This is a genomic window from Brevundimonas sp. (assembly GCF_032017145.1).
Taxonomy (GTDB): domain Bacteria; phylum Pseudomonadota; class Alphaproteobacteria; order Caulobacterales; family Caulobacteraceae; genus Brevundimonas.
Genome location: NZ_DALZQC010000016.1, coordinates 30,658 through 42,245 on the forward strand (window position 1 = coordinate 30,658; position 11,588 = coordinate 42,245).

Here is an 11,588-nt window from a genome sequence, read left to right on the forward strand (position 1 = left end):
CCTGTGCGGGTTGGCCGTCAGCGACGCGCGACGGCGGTGATGCGCGCGAATTGCGCCGTGTCGCCGCGAGCCGGCGTCGATGGGCGGGGCGCCGGGGCGGCGACGCGCGCGCCGACCGCCTTCGCATCGCCGCAGAAGATCTCATAGAGCATGCCCATGACCGCCTGGGCCCGCTCGTCGGCGATCGAATAGAAGATCGAGCGCGACTGACGGCGCGTCTTGACCAGACCGTACTGGCGCAGCTCAGCCAGTTGCTGGGACAAGGCCGGCTGTTTGATGCCCAGGTCCGCCTCGAGCTGGCCAACCGAACGTTCCTCCTCGGCGATATGGCACAGGATCAGCAGCCGGTTGGCGTTGGCCAACTGGCGCAGCAGTTCTGCGGCCTCCGGCGCCTTTTCCTTCAGCCGCTCCATGGCGGCCGCTTGATCGTCGGTCATGCGCGGCGCTCGCGGTAGTACCAGGGCGCATCGCCGTCACCGTCGGCGATGGCGGCGTCCAGGGTGGTGGCGGCCGGCTCCAGGAGAGCGTCGCCGGGCGTCCAGCCCGCCGGCGTGGAGGCCGCCTCACGGTCAGAAGTCTGCAAGGCGGTGACGAGACGCAGCAGCTCATCAACCGAGCGGCCGATGTTCATCGGGTACCAGCTGATGGCGCGCACCACGCCTTCGGGATCGATCACGAAGGTGGCGCGCACCGTCGCGCTGTCGCTCGAGCCGGCGTCCACCATGCCGAAGGCGTGGCCGATGGCCATGGAGGGATCCTCGATGATCGGGAAAGACACCTTCACGCCGAAGCGGCGGTAAATGTCCTTCAGCCAGGCCAGGTGCGAATACAGACTGTCCACCGACAGGGCCATCAGATCGCAGTTGATCGCCGCGAAGGCCTCGGCCTGCCGGGCCAGGGCCACGAACTCGCTGGTGCAGACCGGCGTGAAATCCGCCGGATGCGAGAACAGCACCAGCCAGCGTCCACGGTAGTCGCTCAGGCGCTTTTCGCCCTGGGTCGTGCGCGCGGTGAAGTCCGGCGCCGTGTCGTTGATGCGCAGGGCGCGAATTGCGGGGGGATAGACGGCTGGCCCGGTGTCGATCGTTTCCATAGCCGCAAGCTAAGCGCTTCCCACCGTTTCCGCTACAATAAAATACATACTTGCACGAACTATGAATGGGTATATGTGTTGGGTCACCGAAACGGAGACACGCCATGTCCTCGCCCATCCTCGATCCCGCCCGGGACCACGCCGCCGACATCGTGCGCGCCGCGCTGGGCGATCCTCGCCAGCGCCCTGTCGTCAGGTCATTCTTCGACGAGGCCACCTTCACCGTCAGCCATGTCGTGCGCGATCCTGGCTCCGACGTCTGCGCCATCATCGACAGCGTGCTCGACTACGATCCGGCGTCCGGCCGCACCGCGCACGACTCGGCCGACGCCCTCATTGATTACGTGAAATCCGAAGGTCTCACGGTCCAGTGGCTGCTGGAGACCCACGCCCATGCCGATCACCTGTCGGCGGCGCCCTATCTTCAGGAGAAGCTCGGCGGTCAGCTGGCCATCGGCCATGAGATCCTCACCGTCCAGGCGGTCTTCGGCAAAATCTTCAACGAAGGGACCGACTTCCGCCGCGACGGCAGCCAGTTCGATCAGTTGTTCAACGACGGCGACCACTTCCGCATCGGCGACCTCGAGGCTACGGTGCTGCACGTACCCGGCCACACGCCCGCCTGCCTTGCCTACGTTATCGGCGACGCCGTCTTCCCCGGCGACACCATGTTCATGCCCGACTATGGCACCGCGCGATGCGACTTCCCCGGCGGCGACGCCGGGACCCTGTACCGCTCGATCCATCGCCTGACCTCCTTGCCGGACGAGGCGCGGGTCTTTCTGTGCCACGACTACAAGGCGCCTCCGGGCCGGACCGAGTTCGCCTGGGAGACCACCATCGGCGCCCAGCGCACCGGCAACATCCATATCCGCGACGGCGTCAGCGAGGACGAGTTCGTGGCCATGCGCACCCAGCGCGACGCCACCCTGCCCATGCCCAGGCTGATCCTGCCGTCAGTCCAGGTGAACATGAACGGCGGCCGCCCGCCCGAGCCCGAGGACAATGGGGTGCGCTACCTCAAGGTCCCGCTGAACGCGCTGTGAGGCGAGCCCCCCATGCTTGAGCCCATCCCCTTCGTCTGGCCGCTGGCCGGCGGTCTGCTGGTCGGCCTGTCGGCCGGTCTCTACCTGTTGCTGAATGGGCGCGTGGCCGGGATCTCCGGCCTGACCGCCGCGGCGACCGGCCTGTCGAAAGGCGCGCCGCGCACCCTCGGCCTGCTTTTCATCGCCGGCCTGCTGGGGGGCGCGGCCCTGGCCTCAGCGCTGATCCGCAGGCCCGAGGTGCAGATTACCTCGGACATCTGGCTGCTGGTGCTCGGCGGCCTGATCGTCGGTTTCGGCACCCGCTGGGGCTCGGGCTGCACCAGCGGCCACGGCGTCTGCGGCCTGGCCCGCCTGTCGTCCCGCTCCATCGTCGCCACCGGCGTCTTCATGGCGGTTGCGGCCCTGACCGTCTTCGTCACCCGCCATCTGTTGGGAGGCCTGGCATGAACCGGCTGATCGTCGCCGTCCTGTGCGGCCTGCTGTTCGGCGCCGGCATGGTGGTGTCCGACATGATCAACCCGGCCCGCGTCCTGGCCTTTCTGGATGTGACGGGCGCCTGGGACCCCTCGCTGGCCTTCGTCATGGGCGGGGCGCTGATCCCCTCCGCCATCGCCTATCTGATCCGCCGTCGCATGGAGACGCCGGTCGCGGCCGAGACCTTCCATGTGCCTGAGAGCCGGACCATCGACACCCCTCTGGTCGGCGGGGCCGTCGTGTTCGGCCTGGGCTGGGGGCTGGTCGGCCTGTGCCCCGGCCCGGCGCTGGCGGCCCTGACGACCGGCGCCTGGCAGGCCTTTGTCTTCGTCGGCGCCCTCGTGGCCGGCATGGCGCTGTTCCGCCTGACGCTCGACCGAAACGCCTGAACCAGAAAAGACCCTAGGGAGACAAAGCCATGGATATCCGCCCCTTGGACAAGGCCCTATCCGCCTCGCCCCAGATCGCCCCGGAAGACCTGCCCGCCATCGCGGCCCAGGGTTTCCGGTCGGTGATCTCCAACCGACCCGACGGCGAGGAGCCCGGCCAGCCCAGCGCCGAGGATCTGCGCCAGGCCGCCGAGGCCGCCGGCCTCGCCTTCGCCCACGTTCCCGTGGTCGGCGGCGCCATCTCCGACCAGGACGTGGCGGACTTCCGCGAGGCTCTGGCTGACCTGCCCCAGCCCGTGTTCGGTTTCTGCCGCACCGGCACGCGAACCACCACCCTGTGGGCGCTGGCGAACGCCGGCGCACAAACCCCCGATCATCTGATCGCCCGCGCCAAGAGCGCCGGCTACGACCTCGGCGCCCTGCGTCCCCGTCTTGAAGGAGCCGCGTCATGAGCGCCCAATACGCCCCCCCGGATTCCTGCGATGTCCTGATCGTCGGCGGCGGATCCGCCGGCATCGCCACGGCCGCCAGCCTCCTGCGCCGCCGCCCAGGCCTCGACGTTCGCATCGTGGAGCCGTCCGAACATCACTATTATCAGCCCGGCTGGACCATGGTCGGCGCCGGCGTCTTCACGCCCGAGCGGACCCAGCGCCGCACCGAGGACCTGATCCCCCAGGGCGCCCAGTGGGTGCGTGGCGCGGTCGCGGCCTTCGACCCCATCCATGATCGCGTCGAACTGACCGACGGCCGCTGGATTGGCTACCGGATGCTGGTCGCTGCGCCGGGGCTAAAGCTGGACTGGGCGGCCATCCCTGGCCTGGCCGAAACCCTGGGGCGCAACAACGTCACCTCCAACTACGGCTACGAGACCGCGCCCTACACCTGGAAGCTGGTGCAGGCCATGCACAGCGGCCGGGCGATTTTCACCCAGCCGCCCATGCCGATCAAATGCGCCGGCGCCCCGCAGAAGGCCATGTATCTGTCGGCCGACCACTGGCGCGACAACGGCCGCAACGACATCGAGATCGAATTCCACAACGCCGGCCCGGTGCTGTTCGGCGTCAAGGCCTACGTCCCGGCGCTGATGGAATATGTTCGCAAGTATCGCATCGACCTGAACTTCGGGTCGAAACTCGTCGCGGTGGACGGCCCGGCGCGGATCGCGACCTTCGCCGTGACGGGTGCGGACGGCGAAGTGCGCCAGACGCGGCGCGAGTTCGACTTCCTGCACGTCTGCCCGCCGCAGACCGCGCCCGACTTCGTCCGCGAAAGCCCGCTGGCCGCCGAAAGCGGCTGGATCGAGGTGGACGACGCCACCTTGCGCCATAAGCGGTTCGAAAACGTCTTTGGTCTGGGCGACGCCTGCTCGGCGCCCAACGCCAAGACCGCTGCGGCCGCCCGCAAACAGGCGCCCGTGGTGGCCGAGAACATCCTGTCGCTGCTGGACGGTCAGCCGATGCGGGCGGTCTATGACGGCTATGGCTCATGTCCGCTCACAGTAGAGCGCGGCAAGATCGTTTTGGCCGAGTTCGGCTATGGCGGCAAGCTCCTGCCCAGCTTCCCGAGATGGCTTCTGGACGGCACCAAGCCGACCCGCCTGGCCTGGCTGCTGAAGTCCGAGGCCCTTCCGGAAATCTACTGGTCAGCCATGCTGAAGGGACGCGAATGGATGGCGGCACCGCACCACGTCGACGCCCTCGACCGCCCGCAACCCATCGTCGCCTGAGCCTGATCATGGACCTGTCTCCGCTGCAGTACGGCCTCGGCGCCGGCGCCGGCTCGCTTGTCGGCTTCACCCTCGGCCTCGTCGGCGGCGGCGGGTCCATCCTGGCTGTGCCGCTGATCGTCTATCTGGTGGGTGTCAAGGATCCGCATCTGGCGATCGGCACCAGCGCCTTCGCTGTCGCCGCCAACGCCTTCGCCAATCTGTTGAACCACGCGCGCCACGGCACGGTGAAATGGAAGATCGCCGGCCTGTTCGCCTTGGCCGGCGTCTTCGGCGCCTTTCTCGGCTCCACCCTGGGCAAGGCCGTGGACGGTCAGAAGTTGCTGGCTCTGTTCGCCGCCCTGATGCTGGTGGTCGGGGTGCTGATGCTGAGAGGCCGCTCGGCTTCGGGGGACCCCGACGTGGTCCTGACGCGGGGCAATGCGCCGAAGCTCGTCGGAGCCGGCGCCCTGACCGGCGTTATGTCCGGCTTCTTCGGCATCGGCGGCGGGTTTCTGATCGTCCCTGGACTGATGGTCTCGACCCGCATGCCCATCTACTATGCGGTCGGCTCGTCGCTGGTCGGCGTGACGGCCTTCGGCCTGACCACGGCCTTCAACTACGCCCTGGACGGCTGGGTCGACTGGCCCCTGGCCGCGGTCTTCATCGGCGGCGGCGTCCTTGGCGGTCTGATCGGCGCACGGCTCGCGAAAGCCCTGTCAGGACAAAAAGGCCTATTGAACACAGTGTTCGCCGGGCTGATCTTCGTCGTCGCCTTCTATATGCTTTACCGCAGCGCCGGCGCGCTCGGCCTGATCGGGTGAGACCACACCATGGAACTTGACGCCCTGATCCTGGCGCGGATGCAGTTCGCCTTCACCGTTGCCTTTCACATCGTCTTCCCGGCCTTCTCCATCGGCCTGGCCAGCTATCTGGCCGTGTTGGAGGCCCTGTGGCTGAAGACGGGGCGAGACCTCTATCTGAACCTGTTCAAATACTGGCTGAAGATCTTCGCTGTCGCTTTCGGCATGGGCGTCGTCTCGGGTTTGGTCATGTCCTACCAGTTCGGCACCAACTGGTCGGTCTTCTCCGACAAGGCTGGACCGGTCATCGGTCCTCTGATGGCCTATGAGGTGCTGAGCGCCTTCTTCCTGGAGGCGGGGTTCCTCGGCGTCATGCTCTTCGGGCTGAACCGCGTCGGCAAGAAGCTGCACTTCCTGGCCACCCTGATGGTCGCGATCGGCACCTTCGCCTCGGCCTTCTGGATCCTGTCGGTCAACAGCTGGATGCAGACGCCGCAAGGCTACGCCATCAACGAGGTCGGCCAGTTCGTACCGGCGGACTGGTTCAAGATCGTCTTCAATCCTTCCTTCCCCTATCGCCTCGCCCACATGCTGCTGGCGGCCTATCTGACCACCGGCCTGGTCGTGGGCGCGGTCGGGGCCTGGCACCTGATCAAGGAACGGACGAACAAGGGCGCACGCAAGATGTTCGCCATGGCCATGGGGATGATCCTGGTCGCCGCCCCGGTCCAGATCTTCATCGGCGACATGCACGGGCTGAACACCCTGGAGCACCAGCCCGCCAAGGTCATGGCCATGGAAGGCCATTTCGAAAGCCATCCGGACGGGGCGCCGCTGATCCTGTTCGGCATTCCCGACCGGGACGCGGCCACGGTCCACGGCGCAGTCGAGATTCCCAAGCTGTCCTCCCTGATCCTGAAGCACGATCCGAACGCGCCCTTGGCCGGCCTGGACACCATCGCCCGCGCTGACTGGCCGCCGGTCGAGATCGTCTTCTGGTCCTTCCGCGTCATGGTCGGCCTGGGCATGGCCATGCTTCTGCTGGGGCTGTGGGGTCTGTATGCGCGCCTGCGAAAACGCCTCTACGACGCGCCCTGGCTCCACCGGTTCGCCCTGGTTATGGGGCCGATGGGTTTCGTCGCCGTGCTGGCGGGCTGGATTACCACGGAGGTCGGCCGCCAGCCCTGGACGGTCTATGGCCTGCTGCGCACCGCCGACAGCGCCGCGCCCCTGGCGGCGCCGGCCGTCGCAACCTCCCTGGCCGCCTTCGCCGTGGTCTATTTCACGGTGTTCGGCGCCGGGGTCTTCTACATCCTGCGTCTGATGAGCCATGCGCCGCACCGCGACGAGCCGGGCGTGGCGGAAACCCCGATCCGCACGGCGGGCATCACCCCCGCCCCCGCCATCGACCCGGACCGCCCCATCCCGACCGGCGAGGAGACCGATCATGAGCGTTGATCTGACCCTGGTCTGGGCCGGCCTGCTGGCCTTCGCCGTCTTCGCCTATATCGTCATGGACGGGTTCGACCTGGGCGTCGGCATCCTGTTCCCGACGCTGAAGGCCGGCGATCAGCGCGACAAGGCGATGAACTCGATCGCTCCGGTGTGGGACGGCAACGAGACCTGGCTGATCCTGGGCGGCGGCGGCCTGTTCGCCGCCTTTCCCCTCGCCTACGCCGTGTTGATGCCGGCGGTCTATACGCCGATCATCGCCATGCTGCTGGGCCTGGTCTTCCGCGGCGTCGCCTTTGAATACCGCTGGCGTACGGTACGGGCCAAGCCCGTCTGGGATGTCGCCTTCTTCGGCGGCTCCCTGCTGGCCGCCTTCTCCCAGGGCGTCACCCTGGGGGCCATCCTGCAGGGGGTCGAGGTGTCGGGCCGCGCCTACGGCGGCGGCTGGTGGGACTGGCTCAGCCCCTTCAGCCTGCTGACCGGCGCCGCCGTCGTCGTCGGCTACGCCCTTCTGGGGGCCACCTGGCTGAACATGAAGACGGAGGGCGCGCTCCAGGCCCACGCCCGCGCCCAGGCCTGGAAACTGGGTCCGGCGACCCTGCTGATGATTGGCGCGGTCAGCCTGGCCACCCCCTTCCTCGACGGCGAATACGCCCGGCGCTGGTTCGACTGGCCCGGCGTGCTTCTGACGGCCCAGGTGCCGTTGCTCGTTCTGATCGTCGCAGCCGCCTTCTTCTGGACCATGCGTCAGAAGCGTGAGGTCTGGCCCTTCCTGCTGTCTCTGGGCCTGTTCGCCGTCACCTTCGCGGGGCTGGGCGTAAGCGTCTTCCCCTACGCTGTGCCCGACGAGATCACCCTGTGGCAGGCCGCCGCCCCCGCCTCCAGCCAGCTGTTCATGCTGGTCGGCGCCCTGATCCTGATCCCGATCATCCTAGCCTACACCGCCTATGCCTACTGGGTGTTTCGCGGCAAGGTCGGCGACGACGGTTACCACTGATGCGTCGCGGCTCCACAAACGGGCTTCGGCAGGGCCTTTGGTTCGTCGCCCTCTGGGTGCTGGGCGTGGGCGTCCTGGGCGTCGTCGCCTATCTGCTGCGCGGCGTTCTCAAGCTGGCCGGCGGGTGAGGCCGCAGGCGCCGAACCGCTGGCCCTGGCCGCCGCTCATCACGGGCGGCGCCGTCCTTGTCGCGCTCATCACGGCGCGTCTATGGACTCCGCCCGCCCTCTTCCCCGGCGCCTTCGCCGCCGGCGGCCTTCTGGTCGGGCTCGCCCTTGGTCTGGACCTCTGGGCCATGCTGGAGATGCGGCGGCGGCGCGCCAACATCCTGCCGCACCGGGCGGCGACCGCCCTGGTCACGACCGGTCCGTTCGCCTGGAGCCGCAACCCGATCTATCTCGCTAACGGGCTGCTTCTGCTCGGCCTCGGGGGCCTGTTCGACAACGCCTGGTTCTTCGTGGCCGCCCCCGTCGCCGCCTTCGCCACCGACCGTCTCGCCATCCGGCGCGAGGAACGACACCTGGAGGCCCTCTTCGGCGCGGCGTGGTCCGTGTACGTCGGCCGGGTGCGCCGCTGGCTGGGCCGGCGGATGACGTCGTGATCCCCTTTCGCCCGGCCCACAGACGCCTCCCTATCCCGTAGCTTCGTCACTACCGTGAGGTTACGGGGCGCAGCATGTGAACCAAGCAGCTATGCTCCGCTCACTACTCCGCAATCATCTCGTCAGGGGCCGCCTTATGACTGCCCCTCACTCCCACTCGATTATCTTGTTGTTTCGTAACCATCTGATGCATTTAAGCTTTTCATCGCAAAGACTACACCAATGCCGACCAAAAAACCTCAAAAAACTAAGCGTCTTGAAAACAAACAATTTTTTGACAGTATAAATTTTCCGTGATGTCGGTATCTTTTTCTACCTATTTAGACACCTGATATTGATAATCGATGCGCCCGTGAGAAACTTTGACTCACTTGCGTTTTTAACGTCTTTTCGTGAAAGCATCTAACTCCGGCGTATCCGGTACCATAGGCATACGCCATTGACCTCACGCCCTACTCTCCGACATCGGCTGTCCACGCATGTTTTGACGGCGGTCGGAGCACGGCCGCTTCGGCAACACCTCACCGGTTAGTTGCGGCAGGTGTTTTTGGACGAGTTTTCATGTCTTCGCCATCGCGGCCCGAGATCCCCGCGCCCGAAAGGTCCGAGAGGATCGGACAGCCGGGTCGCTCGTCCCCGGCGCAACAGTGGGCGAGATCACGAAGCGTGTTGGCCATTGACTTCATCGCCGCGATCTTGGCGTCGAGATCCGCAATGTGCTTTTCGGCCACTGCCTTCACCTCCCGGCTTGGCCGTCCACGGTCTCTCCAAAGCGCAAGCAACTGACCGATCTCGCCGACGGAGAACCCCAGATCGCGGGCCCGGCGAATGAACCGCAGCTCGTTGATGTCGCGGTCGCTGAAGTCGCGATAGTTGCTGTCCGTCTGGTCCGCCGGCCGGATCAGGCCGACGGACTCGTAATAGCGGATCATCTTGGTCGAGACTCCGGTCGCCCGTGATGCTTTGCCGATGTTCATGTAGGGGTCTCCCTCAAAGCGGACGATTGGCTCTTGACCTTGCCATGATGGGAAGGCGCAGAAGGCCGCGATCCCGACCGAGCGGCGCCCTGAAGCAACGGGGCACTGTCGGGAGTGCGTATCTGAATAGCGGCTCAATACCCGCCAGGGAACTTCTCGCTGATGTCCACGCCCCGCCTCGATCGCCGAACGCTTCTCCGTGGCGGCGCCGTCGGCGGCGGCTTGCTGGGGCTGCAAGGCCTGCTCCCCGCCTGGGCGCAGACGGGGTCGCAGGGTCTGCGGGCCGACCTGCCGACGCTAACGGGCCCGAATATCGATCTGACGGTGGGTCACTCGCCCTTCACGGTCGGGGGGCGCACGGGCCACGCCGTGACGATCAACGGCGTTCTGCCAGCGCCGTTGCTGCGCCTGCGCGAAGGCCAGAACGTCCGACTTTCGGTCGCCAATACTCTGGACGAGGACACCTCGATCCACTGGCATGGCCTGCTGGTCCCGTTCCAGATGGATGGCGTGCCGGGCATCAGCTTCCCCGGCATCAAGGCGCGCGAGACCTTCGTCTATGAGTTCCCGATCAGGCAGTCGGGCACCTTCTGGTATCACAGCCACTCCAACCTGCAGGAGGCGATGGGGCACTACGGCCCGATTGTCATCGATCCCGCGGGCGCCGATCCGGTCGCCTACGACCGCGAGCATGTGCTGGTCCTTTCGGACTGGAGCTTCATGCATCCGCACGAAATTCTGGCCAAGCTGAAGAAGAGCCCCGGCTACTTCAACCAGCAACGCACCACCCTCGCGGGCCTCATGGACGGCAGCGACCGCATGAGCCTGGAGGAGCGGCGCATGTGGGGCCAGATGCGGATGGACCCGCGCGACATCCTCGACGTCAACGGTTCGACCTACACCTATCTGATCAATGGCCACGGACCGCAGGAGAACTGGACCGGCCTGTTCCGGCCCGGCGAGCGGGTGCGCCTTCGGATCATCAACGCCTCCGCCATGTCGATCTTCAACATCCGCATCCCCGGCCTGCCCATGACGGTGGTCCAGGCCGACGGCGAGAACGTGCGCCCGGTCGAGACCGATGAGTTCCAGATCTCGGTCGCCGAGACCTATGACGTGATCGTCACGCCGACCGAGGACCGCGCCTACACTATCGTGTCGGAGGCGATCGACCGCTCGGGCATGGGGCGGGCGACCTTGGCCCCGCGTCTCGGGATGACGGCGGAGGTTCCGCCGCTGCGCGAGGTTCCGAACCTCACCATGCGCGACATGGGCATGGACGGCATGGATCACGGCGCCATGGCCGGGATGGACCACGGAGCGTCCGCCCAGGCCGCGGCTCCGGCCGACGACCTGGCCGGCATGCCCATGGCCGGCATGAACATGCGCGATCCTGAGAACGCTCCGCCGGACATGGCGGTCGGCGTGGGCGTAGACGCGATCGCCATGGACCCCGCCAACCGGCTCGGCGAGCGTCCGATCGGGCTCACAAACGTCGACCACCGCGTCCTCGTCTACACCGACCTGGTGTCGCTGGCCCCCAACAAGGACCAACGCCCGCCGTCGCGAACGATGGAAATCCACCTGACCGGCAATATGGAGCGGTTCATGTGGGGCTTCGACGGGCGCAAGTTCTCGGAGTTGGTCGAGCCGATCCGGTTCGAGCGTAACGAGCGGGTGCGCGTGACCCTGGTCAACGACACCATGATGGCGCACCCCATCCACCTGCACGGCCATTTCTTCGAACTGGTGACCGGCGGCCCCGCCGGGCATCAGCCGCTGAAGCACACGGTCAACGTCGCGCCGGGCGGCAAGGTGACCTTCGACCTGACCGCAGACGCGCCCGGGGACTGGGCCTTCCATTGCCATCTGCTGATGCATATGCACGCGGGGATGTTCAACGTTGTGACGGTGCGGCCCATGGACGGAGCCGCCCGATGAACCGCCTCGCCATCGCCCTCGCGCCCCTGATCCTCGCCGCCGGCGCGCTCAGCGCCCAGGCCCAGGATCCCCACGCGGGCCATACGATGCCGGCGCCCCCGGCGCCGTCG

14 protein-coding genes are annotated in these 11,588 nt (G+C 66.8%); 11 read left to right on the forward strand and 3 right to left on the reverse strand.

What is annotated here, in order from left to right; translation table 11 throughout:
- Positions 1–17 precede the first annotated feature (17 nt).
- Positions 18–437: an ArsR/SmtB family transcription factor gene (locus RTU05_RS04740; protein ID WP_008259045.1), complete on the reverse strand. Its 420-nt coding sequence runs from the start codon at positions 435–437 to the stop codon at positions 18–20.
- Complete coding sequence (locus RTU05_RS04745; protein WP_250201355.1) at positions 434–1,093, reverse strand: peroxiredoxin; 660 nt, start codon at positions 1,091–1,093, stop codon at positions 434–436. Before RTU05_RS04745 ends, RTU05_RS04740 begins: the two co-directional genes overlap by 4 nt.
- Positions 1,094–1,197: 104 nt before the next feature.
- Here RTU05_RS04745 and RTU05_RS04750 point away from each other — a divergent pair, with 104 nt between their 5' ends.
- The 10 genes from RTU05_RS04750 to RTU05_RS04795 are packed head-to-tail and all read left to right on the forward strand — an operon-like array spanning position 1,198 to position 8,560.
- Positions 1,198–2,139, forward strand: coding sequence for an MBL fold metallo-hydrolase (locus tag RTU05_RS04750; protein WP_250201356.1), 942 nt, complete (start codon positions 1,198–1,200; stop codon positions 2,137–2,139).
- Positions 2,140–2,151: 12 nt separating this feature from the next.
- The gene (locus RTU05_RS04755) at positions 2,152–2,586 is read left to right on the forward strand and encodes a YeeE/YedE family protein (RefSeq protein WP_250201357.1); all 435 of its coding nucleotides are present in this window, start codon (positions 2,152–2,154) and stop codon (positions 2,584–2,586) included.
- On the forward strand, positions 2,583–3,002 hold the full coding sequence (locus RTU05_RS04760) for a DUF6691 family protein (RefSeq protein ID WP_250201358.1): 420 nt from the start codon (positions 2,583–2,585) through the stop codon (positions 3,000–3,002). Before RTU05_RS04755 ends, RTU05_RS04760 begins: the two co-directional genes overlap by 4 nt.
- A gap of 29 nt (positions 3,003–3,031) precedes the next feature.
- A complete protein-coding gene (locus tag RTU05_RS04765; RefSeq protein ID WP_250201359.1) occupies positions 3,032–3,454 on the forward strand; it encodes a TIGR01244 family sulfur transferase in 423 nt (140 codons plus the stop codon).
- Positions 3,451–4,728 (forward strand): FAD/NAD(P)-binding oxidoreductase, encoded by a 1,278-nt coding sequence (locus RTU05_RS04770; protein WP_250201360.1) that lies wholly within the window; start codon positions 3,451–3,453, stop codon positions 4,726–4,728. Before RTU05_RS04765 ends, RTU05_RS04770 begins: the two co-directional genes overlap by 4 nt.
- Positions 4,729–4,736: 8 nt before the next feature.
- The gene (locus tag RTU05_RS04775; protein WP_250201361.1) at positions 4,737–5,531 is read left to right on the forward strand and encodes a sulfite exporter TauE/SafE family protein; all 795 of its coding nucleotides are present in this window, start codon (positions 4,737–4,739) and stop codon (positions 5,529–5,531) included.
- 9 nt (positions 5,532–5,540) lie between these two features.
- Complete coding sequence (locus RTU05_RS04780) at positions 5,541–6,968, forward strand: cytochrome ubiquinol oxidase subunit I (RefSeq protein ID WP_250201362.1); 1,428 nt, start codon at positions 5,541–5,543, stop codon at positions 6,966–6,968.
- The gene (gene cydB / locus RTU05_RS04785) at positions 6,958–7,959 is read left to right on the forward strand and encodes a cytochrome d ubiquinol oxidase subunit II (protein ID WP_205682545.1); all 1,002 of its coding nucleotides are present in this window, start codon (positions 6,958–6,960) and stop codon (positions 7,957–7,959) included. Before RTU05_RS04780 ends, cydB begins: the two co-directional genes overlap by 11 nt.
- On the forward strand, positions 7,959–8,087 hold the full coding sequence (locus RTU05_RS04790; RefSeq protein ID WP_255413955.1) for a hypothetical protein: 129 nt from the start codon (positions 7,959–7,961) through the stop codon (positions 8,085–8,087). The genes cydB and RTU05_RS04790 overlap by 1 nt, the downstream gene beginning before the upstream one ends.
- Positions 8,084–8,560, forward strand: a complete 477-nt coding sequence (locus RTU05_RS04795; protein WP_312596191.1) for an isoprenylcysteine carboxylmethyltransferase family protein — start codon at positions 8,084–8,086, stop codon at positions 8,558–8,560. Before RTU05_RS04790 ends, RTU05_RS04795 begins: the two co-directional genes overlap by 4 nt.
- Positions 8,561–9,081: 521 nt before the next feature.
- On the opposite strand, the gene cueR is transcribed toward RTU05_RS04795, so the two are convergent.
- Complete coding sequence (cueR, locus tag RTU05_RS04800; protein ID WP_312596193.1) at positions 9,082–9,537, reverse strand: Cu(I)-responsive transcriptional regulator; 456 nt, start codon at positions 9,535–9,537, stop codon at positions 9,082–9,084.
- 162 nt (positions 9,538–9,699) lie between these two features.
- Here cueR and RTU05_RS04805 point away from each other — a divergent pair, with 162 nt between their 5' ends.
- On the forward strand, positions 9,700–11,478 hold the full coding sequence (locus tag RTU05_RS04805; RefSeq protein WP_312596195.1) for a copper resistance system multicopper oxidase: 1,779 nt from the start codon (positions 9,700–9,702) through the stop codon (positions 11,476–11,478).
- Positions 11,479–11,588 lie beyond the last annotated feature (110 nt).

Bases quoted from the DNA above. Each gene is read 5' to 3' on its own strand.
- RTU05_RS04750 (WP_250201356.1), top strand. From the start codon at position 1,198: ATGTCCTCGCCCATCCTCGATCCCGCCCGGGACCACGCCGCCGACATC.
- RTU05_RS04760 (WP_250201358.1), top strand. From the start codon at position 2,583: ATGAACCGGCTGATCGTCGCCGTCCTGTGCGGCCTGCTGTTCGGCGCC.
- RTU05_RS04780 (WP_250201362.1), top strand. From the start codon at position 5,541: ATGGAACTTGACGCCCTGATCCTGGCGCGGATGCAGTTCGCCTTCACC.
- RTU05_RS04790 (WP_255413955.1), top strand. From the start codon at position 7,959: ATGCGTCGCGGCTCCACAAACGGGCTTCGGCAGGGCCTTTGGTTCGTC.
- RTU05_RS04805 (WP_312596195.1), top strand. From the start codon at position 9,700: ATGTCCACGCCCCGCCTCGATCGCCGAACGCTTCTCCGTGGCGGCGCC.
- RTU05_RS04765 (WP_250201359.1), top strand. From the start codon at position 3,032: ATGGATATCCGCCCCTTGGACAAGGCCCTATCCGCCTCGCCCCAGATC.
- RTU05_RS04745 (WP_250201355.1), bottom strand. From the start codon at position 1,093: ATGGAAACGATCGACACCGGGCCAGCCGTCTATCCCCCCGCAATTCGC.
- RTU05_RS04775 (WP_250201361.1), top strand. From the start codon at position 4,737: ATGGACCTGTCTCCGCTGCAGTACGGCCTCGGCGCCGGCGCCGGCTCG.
- cueR (WP_312596193.1), bottom strand. From the start codon at position 9,537: ATGAACATCGGCAAAGCATCACGGGCGACCGGAGTCTCGACCAAGATG.
- RTU05_RS04740 (WP_008259045.1), bottom strand. From the start codon at position 437: ATGACCGACGATCAAGCGGCCGCCATGGAGCGGCTGAAGGAAAAGGCG.
- cydB (WP_205682545.1), top strand. From the start codon at position 6,958: ATGAGCGTTGATCTGACCCTGGTCTGGGCCGGCCTGCTGGCCTTCGCC.
- RTU05_RS04770 (WP_250201360.1), top strand. From the start codon at position 3,451: ATGAGCGCCCAATACGCCCCCCCGGATTCCTGCGATGTCCTGATCGTC.
- RTU05_RS04755 (WP_250201357.1), top strand. From the start codon at position 2,152: ATGCTTGAGCCCATCCCCTTCGTCTGGCCGCTGGCCGGCGGTCTGCTG.